Raw genomic sequence first — 18,420 nt, forward strand, 5'->3', positions numbered from 1 at the left:
ACAAGCAAGCCTAACAAGAGTGGATTTGTGTTATAAAAAAACCACCCACTGGCACACTTCGAAGCTAGTAGAGTGGCTTTAATAAACGTCACAGTGGAGCGTCAGTCTAACTTTTGGTTGACAAAGATATCTCTAAGTAAACCTAGCAACACTATTCAACAATCAAGTGCGAACTTTACTGCGGCTTGAGCGTGAATCTCTGTGGAGTTCATCAGGGGAGTAGAGGTATCATCTTGCGAAAGTAACATGCAAATCTCTGTACACCCTAGGATCACACCTTCGGCACCTTGATTGGATAGCAAATCCACAATACGAATAAATTCCATTTTTGAACTGTTAAGGACTCTCCCCTTACAAAGCTCTTCGTAAATAACCCGGTGGACTATCTCCCTATCGCTGGGCTCCGGAATCAAAACCTCAATCCCATACTTTTCCTGCATGTAGCCACGATAGAAATCTTGCTCCATAGTAAAAGCTGTCGCCAACAAACCGACTGTCTTTATCCCTTTGTTCTTAAGTGCTTCAGCTGTAGCATCACCGATATGTAAAAAAGGTACATCAATAGTCTCGATAATATCTCCAGCTACTTTATGCATAGTATTAGTGCACAATAAAATGCCCTCAGCACCAGCTTTTTCCAGGCATATTGCCGCCTCAACCAATAGCTTACTTGCCTGAGCCCAATCACCCTTCATTTGTAACCGTGCAATTTTTTCAAAATCGACGCTATAAAGTAGAATTTCAGCCGAGTGCAGCCCTCCTAACCTTTGAGCAATTCCTTCATTAATCAGGCGATAATAAATTGCTGTACTCTCCCAACTCATTCCACCTAAAAGGCCAATCTTCTTCATCTTTGAGCTCATCTAATATCCCTTAATACATGTTGCAAATACTAACATGAGAGAGTCGAAAGACTGATTGTAAATTGAGGGCATTCAGGAATAGCGACAACTTAATTAAAAGTACCAATTTATATAAAATCGGTACTCACTTATAAATTACATACGGACGAGATTTAATACTTTTCTTATTCTTAGTGAAAGATCAATAATCAGACACTTCTGTAGGATCAACCCGCATACAGGAAGCTATTAAGTTTCTCTTACTGAAGTTGTAACCGGACACGACACTCATCAAGTTTTCCCTTCCCAATAGCCGGTGGGTAATCTCACCAAGAGGCAATCCTTGCCGGTCCAATTCCCGTGCTTCAGTTGCAAGATTTAACAAATAATCATACTTGGCTTGTAAGCGGATTTTTCCTTTTTCTACAATCCCTCTATGAGGACAAAATATAATATCAAAATCATAGGTGAGCACTTTTTTGATACTGTGCATTAAAGTTGGAATACTTTCATCTTTACGCAATAGCTTTAACTTACTAGCTACATACAGATCAGCAGTGAATATCCACCCTCGATCCTGAACCAGATAACAGGTCATGTCTTTGGCATGCCCTGGTGCGGGGATAACAACTACCTTTTCGCCGGAGAACCTTAAATCTTCCGGTAGTGGCGCAGCTTCCGCACGCCCGGCCCTCCCCCAAATCAGCATCTGTATTGGCGGTATCCGAAAACCTCTCTTTAATATCTCTACTGTCGCCTTAGGGGCTCTTGGCTGTATACCAGTAAGCTTATAAATTGCGCCGGCGTTACCACTATGATCTTCGTGGTGATGGGTGAGGACTAATTGCCGAAAAGGTTTATTTTTTACAAACCACTTGACGTATTTCCACTGGTTACTGGGGCCGGCATCGATAATAGTGTCACCCAACCGATATACAATAAACGTTGTATTGATACCAAAGTCGAAACGGCCGACCCTTTGCGCATCCAGATCTTGATAGTCAAAAGAATCAATAACCGACACGCCACTCTCCAGCGCAAGAGACAGACCTTTAAGGAATTATAGAAGCATATCTATAAGGGCAGCCCTCCCCGGCAATTAGGAAATTTTAACTCCAACCATCCCAGGCTCAGGGAAAGAGAGTTTGATATAAGCTTAAATACGACGCAGTGACCTTAATAGTGACAGACTACTTTGTCATCTTTAAGCGCAGCTGCAGACCCAACTTGGATGTGGCGCCAGTGGTGACCCAGGCAACACGCCCGTCAGTATCGACAATCAGCAAGGTTGGCGTCACTTTCACGCCCCATTGGGCGCTTAAAACGCCATGTGGATCATTTAGAGAAGGAAAAGCAAGTTCGTGATTCCGCATGTATTCGGTAACCACCTCTTCTGTTCCAGACTGCATCGCAACACCAACAACCTGGTAATCCCGAGACAGGTCAGTCACAGCGGGGGAAACTATCCGGCAATAGGGGCACCAGGTTGCCCAAAAGTAAATTAATACTGGCCCTTTGGGATACATCTGTTTTAAATCAATTAGATTTCCCTGCAGCGATTGCCCCTCTAACTGAGGGGCCTGGTTCTCAGGGATATCTCTTTGGTGGAAATAACCCACGGCAGTAACCATTAGTACCGCCAAGGTGATAAATATCAACGCCTGAACCAGGTAGCTATAACGAGCTTTTTCCACCCCAAATAAACTCCTTTAGTACTTCACACTACACCCATAAGCCCGCGATGAAGACTTGGGCACAGCCAGTCCCTTCAGTGAAGCATCCAGTGCAGCAGAAACATAATTGTGTGAACTGCCTATAACCGCAGGATTGGCTGAGTCATTATCATCAATGGCTCCAGCATATACGACTTCCCCCTGAGGATTAATGATAAACATATGCGGAGTAGTTTTAGCCCCATAAGCGCGCCCCATAACTCCAGAGGTATCCAGCAAGAAGGGTACGCTTGCACCGAGGTTATGACTCTGTGCAACTGCCATAGCCTGCTCTGGCTCCAAATAGCCCTGCTTTCCTTTAGCTGAAGAAATAACCGTGAGCCAATTTACTTTCTGTGCTGTATACCTTTTTTGAAGGGACTGCATATTACCACTGCCATAGTGTTTCCTGACATAGGGGCAATCTTTATTAAACCATTCAATAACCAACCATTGGCCTGTGTAATCGGAGAGATTGTGAGTTTTTCCAGCAGCATCCACTACTGAGAATTCTGGCGCTTTTTGTCCAGGAACGGCTGCTGCCAACACAACACTCGGCAACAGCAGGAATAAAAGCAAAATTCCTTTAAGTATCGAATTATTCACGTTGAAAAATAATTTCATAATTAACCATCCTCACTATTAACAGTTAAGTGCTTACTAAACAGTGCTGCAATTAAAGACTCTTGCAGCAGTGGTGGAAGTAACTCTGGTTTTTTCTCTCCTGCAGGATACCATGCATATACAGGTACAGAGTTCCTCCCTAAATCCTGCAAAGCTTGGGTAATTTCAGGGTTATAACGCGTCCAGTCGGCCCGAATTAGAAGCACGTTATTCTTTTTAAATAATGCTTGTACACTTGGGGTATCAAGCACCAGCTTTTTATTTACCTGGCAGGTAATACACCAGGCTGCGGTATAGTCAATAAATACAGGGCGCCCATTATCCAAGGCTTCCGTCAAAAGTGCCTTGTCATAACGATGCCAGTCATACGCCATTTCTGCAGGTTGCTCACCACCCTCCATACGGATTGCCGATAGAGATATTAGCAAAATAGCAGCGACACAAATCAGACCCGCTGCTCCCCCCTTTTTGGAAAAATTTTTTACTAGCCAGATTGCAAGAGTAACAACGAGCAACAGGCTTAAACCGGCCAACCAACCAGAGTCCCCAGCTAGGCGCCCTAAAACCCATAGTAGCCATATCACCGTTGCGTAAAGCGGAAATGCCAGAAACTGACGCAACTTCTCCATCCATGGACCTGGAGCTGGCAGATGCCTCAGTATTACAGGACTTGCACACATCAAAATAAATGGCACAGCGAGCCCTAAACCGAGGCATAAGAAGATGAGTAGAGCCTGAAGTGGAGGAATCACCACCGCTGCTCCCAGAGCTGCTCCCATAAATGGACCGGTACAGGGGGCCGCAACAAAGACAGCTAAAACACCGGTGGTAAAGGAGCCACGGCTACTGGAGCTAGCAAGCCCCATTAATCGGTGCCCAAACTCAAAAAAGCCGCTAAAGGATAAGGCCATCAGCCAGAAGAGCATAATTAACCCAATTACCACAACCGGTGACTGAAGTTGAAAACCCCAGCCAACGGCCAACCCTCCCCAGCGTAGCGCCAATAAAGCAAGCCCCAGGGCAAGAAAAGTCACCATAATACCGGCGCTATATAGGAAAGATTCACGCAAACGTTCGGTTGGGCGATTACCACCGTTAATCAGTCCAAATAGCTTGATGGACAGCACCGGGAAAACACAGGGCATCAGATTCAATAGGAGACCGGCAATAAATGCTAACAGAAGTAAAAGCCATATAGAGGTCGCGCTCTTCTCAATTTCCACTTGGGATAAGAGGGGGGCAGAGACTTTCCAGGCCCGGTCCGAGTCTGTAATCACAAAATCGCTGCTTTCAATAATCTCAGAGCCTGGCAGACGCTTGAACTTATAGAGGAGAGTTTCATCTTTGCGCTGAACTTCTGGCTCAGACGCAGAGTACAAGTCACCATTTACGGGGAAAATACTAGGTATTTCATCGCTACGATTCCCACTGAGCTGCAAAGTAATATGCTCACTACCTCGCGCTGAAATGGATACTGGTTGCCACGGGCTCTCACTTTCTCCCCCTGGAAGCCTGTTGGCAAAGTAATTCCTTAACGCCAGATCTGTAGCTGGCCAAGCCGCCTGCTCTGCAACCGGCCGTACAAGGCTCATAGTGGCAAAGCCCGGTATGCAATCCACTTTACAAACCAACCACTCCAGGTCCGCATGCAGGGTAACCTCTTGCGTGCGCTTATCTGGGAGGAGCTGGAACAGGTAGGCAACATTCCCGGAGTACCCCAGGTTAGTAAGATGCTCTACCCGGAGGCGCGTTGGGAATGGCCATTCGATCGGCCCTAATAAAGCACCCTGAGCCTCCATATCAAACCGTGGAGCCGCCCCTGAATCTCCAGCATTACGCCAATACACATGCCATCCAAGATCTACCTCAAAGTAGAATCCAACCGTCTCTCGCATTCCTTGGCGAAATGTATCAGGTGCCAGCCAACGCACCTTGACATGATCACCAGATGCCGTCTCCTGTGCTACAGGGAGACCCGCAACCAACAGTAACGTCAAACAGCAGATGTTGATCAGCGTGGTCTTTATTTTCAATGTGATTCTCCTTCTCGCCTAATCAACTGGTACTTCCCCTTTGGGTCAGATACAAGTTACAACATTGGCCTCCCCCATCACAAAACGAAGTCTCACTATACTCCGATCATACCTAACCTAAAGAAGCGCCCAGAATGCCTGCCTTGCAGATAAGTGACGGCCGTATCCTTACTTATGATGACTATGGTGATCCAAATGGCTGGCCTGTGCTTTTCAATCATGGCTTCTCAGATTCGCGACTAATTCGTAATCCTGATAAGGACCTTACCGTATCTCTTGGCGTAAGAATCATCTCTGTAGATCAACCTGGTGTGGGGGGATCATCTCCCCATAGAGGCCGGCGAATGGTTGATTGGGGGTCGGATATCGAAGAACTGGTTAATCGTCTAAATATCGAGACATTTTCGGTAGTCGGCCATTCAGGTGGTGCCCCTCATGCACTTTCTATCGCTAACAAACTTCCCCACAGAGTCTCTAAAATTGCCCTTGCAGCCCCAGTTGCGCCACTGGACTACCCAGGAATGACTGACCTGCTAAAAAACCCGGATATCAGACTTATCGCAAAGATCCATCGTTGGCAATTTCTTACTCGTTGTCTGTGCCGATTAAGTGCATACCAAGCCAATAGTAATATACAAGATTATATTCAGCTCTTTGCAAAGAAAGATGCCTCTGATGCCGCACTGTTTATTCGAGACCCGGCACTTAAGAAAATGTTTGAAGAATCATTTTCTGCCGGAGCAACGCAGCATGGGGAGGGTTTTTTTGAAATGATAATGGCGCTTTGGGATTGGGGGTTTGATCCTCGTGAAATCACCACTTCCACCAAAATATTTTATGGTGATGCCGACGATATAATTGATATTAAAATGCCAAAATATCTCTCAAGTATAATGCCAAATAGCTCAACTCAAAGCTGGCACCAGCTGGGACACTATGCATTTGTTAACAAATACTGCTGGGTTGAGTTGCTCAAGTCAGCTCGCAAGTAAGCCTTGCGAACTTTACGAGCAACGCTTTTATCTAGCCATCAACAGGCAAAGCCTCTACTGCACTTACCGGAACCAGGCTTGAAATAAAATCCTCAGTGGCCACATCCCAGGAATAGGTCCTGGCATGAGTAACACAGTCCGATCGGTCCAATAATAGTGCCTTTTCTATGGCCACTTGCAGATTGCTATCCAACGCTCCAACGGGGGCATCACCAATGATATCTTTCGGACCTGTCACAGGGTAGGCGGCAACGGGCAAACCACAGGCTAAAGACTCAAGATTAACCAGACCAAAAGTGTCAGTTACCGAAGGAAATACAAAAACATCTGCAGCGCTGTAGCATTCAGTTAAGTCCTTACCCTCTTTAATTCCCAGATATACCGCCTGTGGAAACTTCCTCTTTAATTCATTGAGTTGAGGACCATCCCCCACGATAACTTTTGTTCCCGGTAACTCAAGAGATAAAAACTTATCCAGCGATTTTTCCACTGCAACACGCCCTACATTGAGCATGATAGGTCGAGTTAGGCTCTCAAAAAGTTTTGTCTCAACCGGGTGGAATTTTTCTAACTCTACGCCTCTTCGCCAGCGGGTGACACGGGCAATCCCCAAGGTTCGAGCTTCCGCTGCCATACCATCTGTAGTCACCATTGTTTGTGCTGCGGAATTATGAAAGCGACGAAGGAGACCGTGTAACCACTTCAGTGGAACTTTATAGCGAATCGATACATATTCAGAGAGACGGGACAGCCAAGATGTCGTAAAACGCAAATTATTTCGCTTGCAGTAGCCACGAACAGCCCACCCCACAGGACCTTCACTCATAATGTGAATAGCGTCCGGTGAAAAATCCTCAATAATTCGGGCAGCTTTCCCACCAGGAAATACTGCAATTTTCACTTCTTTATAGCCCGGCCAGGGGAAATTAGTAAAATCAGTAGCAGAAACAATTTTTACTTGGTGCCCCCTTGCTATGAGTTCTTTCTCAGTTTTTTCCAGTACTCTGGAAACACCATTTAGTTGCTCCGGATAAGTATCCGTAGCAATCAAAATCTTCATATTTTGCACTCTTCAGCTATAGACATTAAACCTCACCTTCCACAGGCAGCCTTGATTTCATATAAAACCAGGACCATTGAAGTATAAAAAAAAATCACCACTTCGACACACAAGGGATTTTAGCTTGGTCACATCGATGTGAATATTTTTTGGCAATACCCTCAACTTCAGTGAGAAGATTATCATTCAGAGTTATAGGCTTGAGCCCCATCTCGATAAGCTGGTCATTATTTACCAACAAATCATTTTCTGCTGACTCTTTTCTGGGGTTGTCCAAGTAGGCAATTCCCACCCCTGTCTTGTTGGAGATTAAATTTGCTAGATCCCTGATACGATGCGTCTCTGTCATTTGATTCAGAATTTTGACTCTATCGCCTATCTCTGGAGGATTTTCAATAGCTAACTGAATACATTGACAGGTATCCTGAATATGAATAAATGCCCGCTTCTGGCCGCCAGTGCCATGAACGGTAAGTGGGTAATTAATCGCCGCTTGCATCAGGAATCGATTGAGGACTGTTCCATAATCACCATCATAATCAAATCGATTAATCAGAGATTCATCCCTTTGTGTTTGTCGGGTCTGGGTACCCCAAACGATCCCTTGGTGTAAATCAGTGACACGTACCTGATCGTTCTTGTTATAGAAGGCAAATAACAATTGTTCCTGAGCCTTTGTCATATGATAGATAGAACCTGGATTACTAGGGTAAAGAATCTCCTGTTCACTCAAATACCCTTCAGTCTCTACCTGAATTTTTAAATATCCTTCGGGAATAGTGAGACCAGATGTTCCATACCCGTAGACACCCATAGTACCCAAGTGAATCAAATGTATATCCAATCCGCTTTCTACTATAGCCGCCAGGACATCATTGGTAGCATTCAAGTTATTATCAAGTGTATAACGTCTATGCCGGACAGATTTCATCGAATAGGGTGCAGCACGCTGTTCAGCAAAATGTACAATCGCGTCTGGTTTTTCCTCTTTTAAGAGAGTGACCAATCGCTCAAAATCCTGTCCGAGGTTAATATAAATATGCCTGATGGACATACCGGAAACTTCACGCCATACACGAAGCCGCTCTGACAGATGCCTGATTGGTGTCAATGAATCAACTTCAAGCTCAATATCAATTTTTCGCCGTGATAAGTTATCAACAATAATAACTTCATAACCCGCCTCTGAAAGGTGGAGAGATGTAGGCCAACCACAAAACCCATCACCTCCCAAAACCAATACTTTTCTCACCCGACCCCCTAAAATTTTTTAGGAATTAATACAATTCGAATAAACTAATATTTTTAGCAGCTTCGAATTAACCTACCTCATTCAAAAGTACCAACCACCGTTAAATGAGGCCATACGGGCAAACTTATTCGATTTTTTGTGACAATGTCATGACAATCCATATCACTACTCAAACTTCTTGTGCGCCACTAAGAAAAACGAACTGCTCGTTAAAAATATCTCTCAGCAGCTTTGTAGTTGATAGCAGGTTTAGGGCTTCCTAGCCTACGGGCGCAATAATAGAACTATCTCATTGTTTCCATATTGAAATATATGGCGTCAAAGATATTTATCGCGCCATTCAAATGAATAGTGCGCCAATTTTACTTTAAGCCCAAATACTTGAGACTCTAAAACGAAAACACCATTGTTTAGACCGGTCACGCCCCCCTCTATCAGAAAGGGAAAATACGCCAATAGTGTTTTCAATAAAACTAAACTTTTTTGACAGTTATACGAATTACATTATTGGCTCATGCCCAAAAGCGTCTTTATGTAAGTGAGACAGCGACCAAGTTCCCTTCATCTCTTTATCTACACTCAAAATCACATGCTAAAATTTAATCTGGTATAAAAAACCGACCACTTACCGAGGACAAGAAGCGCTCCTATAAACCCCATCTACAGCGGTGATATTAAATTCCACTTACAGCACACAAGCAGATAACTTATTAGACTCCAAACCAGATGTCACCGAAAGATAATACGGATTCACAATTGGGAGATTCACTTTGAACCGAAAGCAACTACAAGTTCTTCAAAATACTCATCGCCTTCAGCAACAATAATAACCAGCACTTTTTCCTAAATCTAATGTCACAACCACCGGGAACAGGGAATTTCCGTGAAGCAGGAAACCCTGTCACCGAAAGGTAAACATGCAAATACCTGCTTTTTCTAAGGAACTTCTCTATCACAAACGGCAACTAAAAAAGCCGAAAAACAAAAACATAGCCGCGTACTCTAGCGCGGTAGGTTATGGGCAAAATCGACACAATCGGGATCGCATTTTAGATCTTTAGGTCAGTTAATCTGAGCTTTAAAGTCTGCTATCGCAATACTGTATCTCCCGTGGTCTTGACGCCTGCCATAAGTGGCAGAACAGGCACAGTTCTACCTATAAGAAGCTTGCAAGGATGCTGTTAAACCTTCACTGGATGCACTTTGCGAGATAAAAATGTTACTACCAAAATCTCTATCAATTTTTCCTTGTAGCACAACTGATAATCAGTTTTTTGGGGAATGGTGCTTAAAAGAAAAGTGGTCGAGTGTCTCCGCATCGAGTGCATTTTCGTAGAAGAACTCACCTTACGTCCGCTCAATATCAGTACCCGGAGATATAGCTGATGATACTTAAAAAACACCTGTTGCCTGTCGCTATGGCAATATCGGCTTTAACATTTAATGCCACTCCAGCGCTTGCCGACTTTGGTTCCAAGCACGATAAAAACCGAGTTCCCAAGCACGCAAGAAAAAACCAAAGACAGCAAAGGACCACTCCTTTCGATTTTAGTGAGGTCTTTGATACCGTACAGATATTGCATGCTGGGGCAATTGAAATTCACCTGGGTGGACATTTAGAGCAATCTGATCTCGAATCCATGGATACCTTGGAAGCCTATGTTCACGCTTTTGAGGAGGGCGATGAATTATTCGAGATGAATTACAACGCTCTCGACGGGGTCGGCGTAAATGTAGGCAACGGCAAAAGATTCACCAGCTTCCCTCGACCCGACTTGAAAGGGCCAAATGCATGGGCAAATGTCTTGCCCCACCGTACGACAGGCCCCAACGGTGACTCCTGTATCAGTTGTCACAACGTACCCGTGGCCGATGGCGGTGGTGGTGTTAACGATAATGTGATTCGCATGGATCCTGAGCGCAAGCAAAGAGGATTTATCGAACGTCAGTCGCCCCACTTGTTCGGTATGGGGGCTGTACAGTTGGTAGCAGAAGAAATGACTACCCAACTGCACACTCTGCGGGATGAGGCTATCAGTGAGAGCTGCTCATCCGGCACAGATACGACTGTCGCACTAACCGCAAAAGGCGTTAGCTTTGGTGAGATCTCCGTCTCCTGTGATGAGGTCAACTACGATAACGTTGAAGGTCTCGATACTGACCTGGTAGTCAGACCCTTTGAGTGGAAAGGCCTAACCGGATTTGTACGCGCATTCGTTCGTGGCGCGGCACACCAGGAATTGGGCATGCAGGCCACTGAACTGGTCGGTGATGCGGACAGTGACTTTGATTCGATCACTAACGAACTCAGTGTTGGTGACATCACCGCGTTAACTATCTACAACGCAGCGCAACCCCGTCCGGTAACAAAAATCGAGCTTAACAGCGTAATCGACTCCCTAACGGAAGAGGAGCAGGAGACATACGGCCTACCCTTAAGCAATGAGGAAATTGCCAGTATCGAAAATGGCGAAGAGCTATTTAGCTCCATTGGCTGTGCCTCTTGCCACTCCCCCGAGATGGAAGTTGCATCGCCGGTATTCTATGAGCCCTCTCAGCACGCTAGCTACCGCGATGAAACTTATCCCGCAGGCGATATAGCCGGCCTACCCAGCCAATCCCTGCAATTTAACTTGCTCACAGAGATCATGGATAACCCTCAGGAGCTTCCTTCTGGACAAACGCTGGGGCAATTTGAGGAATCGGAAAATGGCGGGGCTATAGTCCGCCTATATGGTGACCTTAAGCGTCACGATATGGGAACAGCCATGGCCGAGGAAATTGATGAAGGCAATGTGGGAGCCTCAGTATTCCTTACAGAAAACCTCTGGGGCGTTGGCTCAACACCACCTTACTTACACGATGGCCGCGCCACCACTATGACTGAGGCGATTGTCTATCACGGTGGTGAAGCTGAATCCAGCAAGGAACAGTTTGATGCGCTGAGTGACACTGAAAAGGCAGACCTGGTCAACTTCCTGGATAACCTGGTGCTCTATCTCGCGGAAGAATAAACGCAAGGTTAACTCTATAAACCTGAAGCGGGGCGGCCACAGGCTCGCCCCGCCTCTCTTTATCCCTCCCTAATCGGGAACATTTCGCTGGTGCCATTCAGCCAGGGACTCTTCAGGGTAGCTTCCAAACATTTCGTCCCCTTCCCGTATATCTGGCTGCACCCAACTCGGAGCATAATCCAGCATCATGTGGCTACGCACTGGCGGTACCGGCAACTCAGAATCAATCGCAGAAGCGAAGGGGTGTACCAGTTCTGGCCAGCGCGGGTCCCAAAGCCATAACGCACTGCCACACTTTGAACAAAAATGTCGCTGTGCCGGACTCTTCCCGCTACTTTCCCGACTCCGAATCCCAGTTTCAGCCTGATAGACACTCAAAAACTCCTCGCCCTCCACTTTCAGGGTTTGGAAATCTGCCCCCAGGTTAATAGCAAAGCCCCCTCCTCCAGCAGTTTTTCTGCATATTGAGCAGTAACAACGGTTGAAGGGATAAGGTTGCCGGGAGTTCAGACTGAACTTAACCGATTGGCAGTGGCAAGATCCTTTGAGTTTCACAGTACTTTTCCAGACTTTTACCTTTCGTTCCGCAGGTGGTCAGAATGACGGTTTTACGAACTGCACAGTTTCTTGTGCCAAATTTATCGATGACTGAAATTGCTACACAGATCATAAGTGTATCCGGGCTAAACTGATTCACCCATCCCCAATGAGACTCAGGGCGTCACACCAATGAATGAACCTATCAGGCATGATAAGTGGCAGGCTCAAGAGTACGTAAACGCCTCTGACATGCAGTGGCGCCACGCTATGGAAGCCATACATCGCTGCGATTATCGCCAAGCTGCCACTATTCTTGATGTGGGTTGTGGCGATGGCAAGGTAACCCGCTATTTAGCTGAGCGTATGACAAATGGCAGGATTATCGGTATTGATCTAACCGAGGATATGATTTGTTATGCTAATAAAAATTACGCCAATATACCCAACCTATCCTTCGAGCAAATGAGCGCAGACGAAATCCAGTTCGACTGCAAATTCGACATTATTTTTTCTTTTAGTTGTTTACACTGGGTAGCGGACCAAGCTCAAGTCTGGAATAGTTTTTATAAATATTTAAAAGTTAACGGTAAAGTAGTTTGTGGTTTTCAGGTTGATCATGAAAATTTCTGGGAGACCGTATACGAGGAACAGGAAACAGCTACATGGAAACCCTATTTTGAAAGTTTTTACGATCCTTATAATCACTATACGCTAGAAGAAATGCGGAACTATGCCGAAGAAGCAGGCTTCTACTTACCAAGATTCGATGAAATCTATCATGTGGAAAATTTTCAAACCTGGGAAAAGCTCACTACCTTCTTTCTATCATGGGTTCCCCAGTTCCGTCATCTAGGCCACCCAGAAAGAGAGCAGTTTGCCGACCAGGTAATGAACAAATACTATAAGAAAATCCACCCGGAAATGCGAAAGGATGCTGGGGTAAGAATCAAACGATTTATTATTGAAGCAGAGAAATAGCCTCTATTCAGGCTTTCCTCACAGCACCAACACTCTCACCTGCTGCCACAGAGGATTCTGATATATTTTTATAAATAATAGTTGCACCAATTATTAACATAATTAACTCAATCAAGTAGTGAGTGCCACTTAAAGTTAAATACACAATAGATTCTTCAGGGAATAGTGGATAAATTGATACACCTAGATAAGCTACCACCAGACTAACACACAACCAACGCTTTAGCCGCCCCGTTATCATCCGAGTCAATATAAAGAAGGCATAGGCAAAAGCAATAGATATCAATGTAAAATAGGGATAGATAATATCTATCAAACTAGGTGCAAGCCCCTCAGAAGATTCATCATAATTTAGTGCTATCAGGAAAGGTTTTAAAAAACTCAATATATTGCTTAGTAATGGCCAGGCAAGCAACCCAAAAATAAATACCCTTAGCGATTCCCTGATCACAAAACACCCTTCTTCTGCAACTCTTAATCCAGAAGCAACGATCATCTTAACAAATAACTTTGCATCGAAATTGGCTACTGGCTAGTACGTAATGAAAACCTAGAGTCTAGGCATCTCATCCAAGTTAACCTGTAAGCATGAAGCAATCAAATTTTTCTTGCAGAAGTTATAACTAGTCAAAGCGCTGAACAATCCTTCTTTACCTAATAAACGCAAAGTAGTCTCTTCTAAGGGCAGTCCCTGCTGCGTCAACTCCTGCGCCTCTCCAGATAGATTAAGCAGGTACTCATATTTTTTATTCAACTGCTGCCAACCATCCTCTACCACACCTCTATGAGGGCAAAGGATAACGTCAAATGAATGATCCAGGACTCCCTTTATACTTTTCATTAATGTAGGGACATCTTCATCAATACGCAGGAACTTTAAGTAGTTGGCAATAAATAAATCAGCACTAAACAGCCAGCCACGCTCAGGTAACAAATAGCAGGTCATATCCTTTGCATGCCCGGGACTAAATACTGGTAATACTTCTTCTTCACCAATGTAGACCTCCGCTGGGAGAGGTGCTACCTCCGCTTTTCCCGCAGTTCCCCAGAAAAACTTCTGCATCGGGGGAATTCGGAAGCCTTTTTTTAATATACCAATAGTCAGATCCGGGGCCACCGCCTGCACACCGGTAAGTTTCTGGATAGCGCCGGCATTGCCACTATGGTCTTCATGGTGATGAGTCAGCAATAACTGCTTTAGCGGTGCGCTTTGTATAAACGGCTTGACATACTTCCACTGATTGCTGGGACCCGTATCAATTACGGTTCCATTGAGGCGATAAACAACAAAGGTTGTATTAACACCCATATTGACTCGGCCGACGCGAATAGCATCTAAGCCTTGATAATTAAAGGTTTCACGTACTGGCATAGCTGTGCCCTTGGATAGCTAGGCGTTATTTTTAGGCGAATGCCGTATCTTGGGGAATTGTATTTCCCATGAAAATGAATGACATATCCGTTCCGAACCCTAGACAGTTATGGAGGAGACACATCCTGACTTACTGCAGAATACTGAAACTAGCTGGTCGAGGGTTATTCTAGTGCCACCACTTCTATTCCGGCATCGGTATAACGCCAACGCAAATTGAATTCACACAATTGCATGCCATAAGTGCGCTGTGGATCGGTCTTTTGGTATGCCGGTCTTGGATCCTGGGATAACACCTGTTCAATTAAACGGGGGAGATCTGTACCCCAGTCATCGCGGTAGGCTTTGGCTTTATTCAGAACTGACTCGGGGATAGTAACGGGAATTTGCACTGGAGCTGCGTCAGCAAATTCACTTTGCGCATGCGTTAACGCATCCGCATAGGGAACATAGGGTTTAATATCCAATACTGGCGTACCATCGACCAAATCTGCCCCGGCAACTATCAACTCCACTTTAGGAGAGGTGCGCACCTCCAGAAGACGAACTACTGACAGCCCGATATTATTGGGACGAAAAGGCGAGCGAGTGGCTAGTACACCCAGTTTCTTATTGCCGCCCAAACGGGGCGGGCGCACTTTAGCTGACCACTGCCCAGCGGCTTGGTGAAATTGGAACACTACCCAGATATGGCTATTTTGCTCCAGACCCGCAACTGCATCTGGCGTATCCAGGGGGGGTAGCAATGCAATACTGGCGCGACTGGCATCCGCCAATAGTGGCTGGCGGGGCACTCCAAACTTTTCTCCAAAGCAGGAATGCACCCGCGCAATAGGCTCTACAACCATTTAAAATCCAAACACTTTTATAAACTACTTATCAATACCGCCGACACACAGATATTTTATTTCCAGGTAATCCTCAATACCGTATTTTGAGCCCTCGCGCCCCTGCCCGGATTCTTTTACACCGCCAAAGGGTGCCATTTCGTTGGAAATAATACCCTCATTGATACCGACCATACCGTATTCAAGTCCTTCTGCAACACGCCAAATACGACCGATATCCCTGGAGTAAAAATAAGAAGCCAGACCAAATTCCGTATCGTTGGCCATTTTAATGACTTCTTCTTCAGAGGAGAATTTATATAGCGGAGCTACCGGACCGAAGATCTCTTCTTTGAACAAGTGCATTTGATCGGTGGCCCCACCCAATACTACGGGAGAATAAAAGCATTCCCCCATAGTACTGGGACCACCAGCAACTAAGGTTTGCGCGCCTTTTTGCAGCGCATCTTCCACCAGAGATTCCGTTTTCTTCACTGCTTTGGTGGTAATCATAGGGCCCATGTCGACACCGCTATCAAAACCACTGCCCATGGAAAGCTGGTTTACCGCAGCGGAAAATTTCTGTGCAAATTCATCGTAAACACCTTCCTGCACGAAAATGCGATTGGCGCATACACAGGTTTGACCGGCATTGCGATATTTACAAACAATTGCGCCCTTTACAGCTTCGCCAATGTCGGCATCATCAAAAACAATAAATGGGGCATTACCCCCCAATTCCATAGAGGTTTTTTTCATGGTTGCTGCACACTGGGCTTGCAGCAATTTTCCGACAGCGGTAGAGCCGGTAAAAGTAAATTTCCGCACTAAGGGATTGGCCGTCATTTCTGCGCCAATCTCCGGTGCCTTATCCCCTGCGACAATATTAAAAACACCTGGGGGAATTCCCGCTTCCTCAGCGAGAACTGCGAGTGCCAGTGCGGATAGAGGTGTTTCGGAGGCGGGCTTGGCAATAAATGGACAGCCTGCGGCAATAGCGGGAGCCATTTTGCGTGCGATCATAGCGCTGGGGAAATTCCATGGCGTTACAGAACAGGTCACACCAATCGACTGCTTGATAACCAAGAGCCGTTTATCACTGGAAGGCGGGCTAATAACATCCCCGTAGACGCGCTTGGCTTCTTCCGCAAACCATTCGACATAATTAGCACCATACACAATTTCAGTACGGGCCTCCGTCAGCGGCTTGCCTTGCTCTGCGGTCAAAATAATGGCTAGATCATCGGCGTTAGCAATTATCAGCTCATACCAGCGCCTGAGTATTTTCGCTCTTTCTTTTACCGGAGTATCGCGCCAGGCAGGCCAGGCTTTATCAGCAGCTTCTATAGCACGACGAGTCTCATCTGCCCCCAAGTTGGCGATACTGGCAACCGCCTTGCCAGTTGCCGGGTCCAACACATCGAAGGTATCGCCAGAATCAGCGTCAATCCACTGGCCATTGATATAGGACTGGTTGCGCAGCAATGCAGGATTCTTCAGCTTCAACATCGTATTCTCCTTGTGGTTTCTTCCCTGGCCCCATCAAAAACGGGATCACTGGTACGATAGAAATCCCACAATGCCATTCCACTGTGGGTTAAGGCTGTAGAAGCTGGAGTGGTGCGCAAACCGGCAGTATCCCTTGCCGGCTTACAGGTAACCTAAGTTACCGCCTCTTATTTTTTCTTCTTTTTAACAAACTTCATCAGGCGGCGTTTCTTGGCCTTCTGGCGGTCACTCAGCTTGTTCTTTTTGTCCGCGTAGGGGTTAGCGCTGGTGCGGAACTCAATTTTTACCGGAGTACCGTGCAAATCCAGAGCCTTGCGGAAAGTCTTCTCCAGATAGCGCACATAATGTGCCGGTACCTGCTCAGTCTGGTTACCGTGGATCACAATAACCGGCGGATTTTGTCCACCGGCGTGAGCGTAGCGCAATTTGATACGATGTCCGTGCACCAAAGGTGGTTGGTGCTCACTTACCGCCCACTCCAGAATACGAGTGAGGTGATTAGTGGACAGTTTGTCTGTAGCGCTCTGGTAAGCACCCTCAATGGACTCGTACAGATGCCCAACACCGGTGCCATGCAGTGCAGAAATAAAGTGCACATCAGCAAAGTCCACAAAGCGCAGGCGGCGCTCCAACTCGGCTTTCACATAGTCGCGATGATCCGCTTCCAGCCCATCCCATTTGTTCAGGGCAACTACCAGCGCGCGTCCCGCCTGTACCACGCTGCCCATCAGGTGCATATCCTGGTCCACCAGGCCTTCGCGGGCATCGATCACCAGCACCACCACGTTGGCATCTTCCACCGCCTGCAAGGTTTTGACGATAGAGAACTTCTCCACCGATTCCTTGATATTTTTCCGGCGGCGAATGCCCGCAGTATCGATCAGGGTGTAAGGCTTTTCGTCGCGTTCATAATTGATATAGACGCTATCGCGGGTTGTGCCGGGCTGATCGTAGACAACAACCCGGTCCTCACCCAAGAGGCGGTTAACCAGGGTGGATTTACCCACATTGGGGCGGCCCACAATGGCAATCTTGATTCCGGTCGCTTCCTCGGCTTCCTCTTCAATCTCCTGCTCGGGCAGGTCCTCGATGACCCGCTGCATCAGGGAGCGAACACCGCGCCCGTGGGTAGCAGTCGTCGGGAAAAGCTCACCAATACCCAACTCATAGAAAGGTGCCAGGGCAATATCCGGGTTTACCCCATCAACTTTGTTGGCCACCAGGAAAGTGGGCTTGGAGCGGGTGCGCAAGCGCTCGGCAATCATCTCGTCGGCTGGGGTCAGGCCGGCGCGGCTGTCCACCAAAAAGAGTACGAAGTCTGCTTCTTCGATGGCCTGCATGGATTGTTCGGCCATAGCCGCATCGATGCCTTCTTCGCCACCGGAAATACCACCGGTATCTACCAGTAACAGCTTGCGCCCGTCGATCTCCGCCTCACCGTACTTGCGATCGCGGGTAAGCCCGGCGTAGTTGGCCACCAAAGCGTCGCGAGACTTGGTCAACCGGTTAAAAAGTGTGGATTTGCCCACATTGGGGCGCCCGACCAGGGCAATTACTGGCAGCATACAAATTCTGGTTTTAGCCGTATAAAAAAATACAAAAGCCCGCGCGAGGCGGGCGATTTCAACTTGCCTGCGCAGCAGGCTCCATTTGCGGGCTCTAAGC

At 46.5% G+C, this 18,420-nt stretch carries 16 protein-coding genes; 3 read left to right on the plus strand and 13 right to left on the minus strand.

Going from position 1 to position 18,420, the window contains the following annotated elements:
* Positions 1-155: 155 nt before the first annotated feature.
* The 5 genes from ACJJIL_RS17120 to ACJJIL_RS17140 form a co-directional block, all read right to left on the minus strand.
* Positions 156-863, minus strand: a complete 708-nt coding sequence (locus ACJJIL_RS17120) for an aspartate/glutamate racemase family protein (RefSeq protein WP_445360313.1) — start codon at positions 861-863, stop codon at positions 156-158.
* 181 nt (positions 864-1,044) lie between these two features.
* Positions 1,045-1,866: an MBL fold metallo-hydrolase gene (locus tag ACJJIL_RS17125; RefSeq protein ID WP_282934039.1), complete on the minus strand. Its 822-nt coding sequence runs from the start codon at positions 1,864-1,866 to the stop codon at positions 1,045-1,047.
* Between the two features lie 166 nt (positions 1,867-2,032).
* Entirely contained in the window at positions 2,033-2,536 is a 504-nt protein-coding gene (locus tag ACJJIL_RS17130; protein ID WP_445360314.1) for a protein disulfide oxidoreductase, read from the minus strand.
* 15 nt (positions 2,537-2,551) lie between these two features.
* Positions 2,552-3,178: a thioredoxin family protein gene (locus ACJJIL_RS17135; protein ID WP_445360315.1), complete on the minus strand. Its 627-nt coding sequence runs from the start codon at positions 3,176-3,178 to the stop codon at positions 2,552-2,554.
* 2 nt (positions 3,179-3,180) lie between these two features.
* Positions 3,181-5,211, minus strand: a complete 2,031-nt coding sequence (locus ACJJIL_RS17140; RefSeq protein WP_445360316.1) for a protein-disulfide reductase DsbD family protein — start codon at positions 5,209-5,211, stop codon at positions 3,181-3,183.
* Positions 5,212-5,345: 134 nt separating this feature from the next.
* Here ACJJIL_RS17140 and ACJJIL_RS17145 point away from each other — a divergent pair, with 134 nt between their 5' ends.
* Positions 5,346-6,203 carry an alpha/beta hydrolase gene (locus ACJJIL_RS17145; protein ID WP_445360317.1) on the plus strand — a complete coding sequence of 286 codons (858 nt, stop codon included), beginning with the start codon at positions 5,346-5,348 and terminating at the stop codon, positions 6,201-6,203.
* Between the two features lie 31 nt (positions 6,204-6,234).
* Here the strand turns inward: ACJJIL_RS17145 and ACJJIL_RS17150 are convergent, their stop codons facing one another.
* Positions 6,235-7,263: a glycosyltransferase family 4 protein gene (locus ACJJIL_RS17150; RefSeq protein WP_444935053.1), complete on the minus strand. Its 1,029-nt coding sequence runs from the start codon at positions 7,261-7,263 to the stop codon at positions 6,235-6,237.
* Positions 7,264-7,357: 94 nt separating this feature from the next.
* The gene (locus ACJJIL_RS17155) at positions 7,358-8,515 is read right to left on the minus strand and encodes an NAD-dependent epimerase/dehydratase family protein (RefSeq protein ID WP_413664574.1); all 1,158 of its coding nucleotides are present in this window, start codon (positions 8,513-8,515) and stop codon (positions 7,358-7,360) included.
* 1,385 nt (positions 8,516-9,900) lie between these two features.
* On the opposite strand from ACJJIL_RS17155, the gene ACJJIL_RS17160 reads away from it, so the two are divergent.
* The gene (locus ACJJIL_RS17160) at positions 9,901-11,529 is read left to right on the plus strand and encodes a di-heme oxidoredictase family protein (protein ID WP_413664573.1); all 1,629 of its coding nucleotides are present in this window, start codon (positions 9,901-9,903) and stop codon (positions 11,527-11,529) included.
* Between the two features lie 69 nt (positions 11,530-11,598).
* Here ACJJIL_RS17160 and ACJJIL_RS17165 read toward each other — a convergent pair whose 3' ends face one another.
* Positions 11,599-12,084, minus strand: coding sequence for a GFA family protein (locus ACJJIL_RS17165; protein WP_413664572.1), 486 nt, complete (start codon positions 12,082-12,084; stop codon positions 11,599-11,601).
* 174 nt (positions 12,085-12,258) lie between these two features.
* Between ACJJIL_RS17165 and ACJJIL_RS17170 the strand changes: the two genes are divergently transcribed.
* Complete coding sequence (locus ACJJIL_RS17170) at positions 12,259-13,047, plus strand: class I SAM-dependent methyltransferase (RefSeq protein ID WP_413664571.1); 789 nt, start codon at positions 12,259-12,261, stop codon at positions 13,045-13,047.
* Positions 13,048-13,054: 7 nt separating this feature from the next.
* Here the strand turns inward: ACJJIL_RS17170 and ACJJIL_RS17175 are convergent, their stop codons facing one another.
* The 5 genes from ACJJIL_RS17175 to der form a co-directional block, all read right to left on the minus strand.
* Complete coding sequence (locus ACJJIL_RS17175) at positions 13,055-13,543, minus strand: hypothetical protein (protein WP_413664570.1); 489 nt, start codon at positions 13,541-13,543, stop codon at positions 13,055-13,057.
* A 54-nt stretch (positions 13,544-13,597) separates the two neighbouring features.
* A complete protein-coding gene (locus ACJJIL_RS17180) occupies positions 13,598-14,419 on the minus strand; it encodes an MBL fold metallo-hydrolase (protein ID WP_413664569.1) in 822 nt (273 codons plus the stop codon).
* A gap of 164 nt (positions 14,420-14,583) precedes the next feature.
* Positions 14,584-15,267 (minus strand): tRNA (N6-threonylcarbamoyladenosine(37)-N6)-methyltransferase TrmO, encoded by a 684-nt coding sequence (tsaA, locus tag ACJJIL_RS17185; RefSeq protein WP_413664568.1) that lies wholly within the window; start codon positions 15,265-15,267, stop codon positions 14,584-14,586.
* A 24-nt stretch (positions 15,268-15,291) separates the two neighbouring features.
* The gene (locus tag ACJJIL_RS17190) at positions 15,292-16,755 is read right to left on the minus strand and encodes an NAD-dependent succinate-semialdehyde dehydrogenase (RefSeq protein ID WP_413664567.1); all 1,464 of its coding nucleotides are present in this window, start codon (positions 16,753-16,755) and stop codon (positions 15,292-15,294) included.
* Between the two features lie 167 nt (positions 16,756-16,922).
* Positions 16,923-18,320 (minus strand): ribosome biogenesis GTPase Der, encoded by a 1,398-nt coding sequence (der, locus tag ACJJIL_RS17195; protein ID WP_413664566.1) that lies wholly within the window; start codon positions 18,318-18,320, stop codon positions 16,923-16,925.
* Positions 18,321-18,420 lie beyond the last annotated feature (100 nt).

The organism is Microbulbifer maximicatervae (SeqCode) (assembly GCF_052468095.1).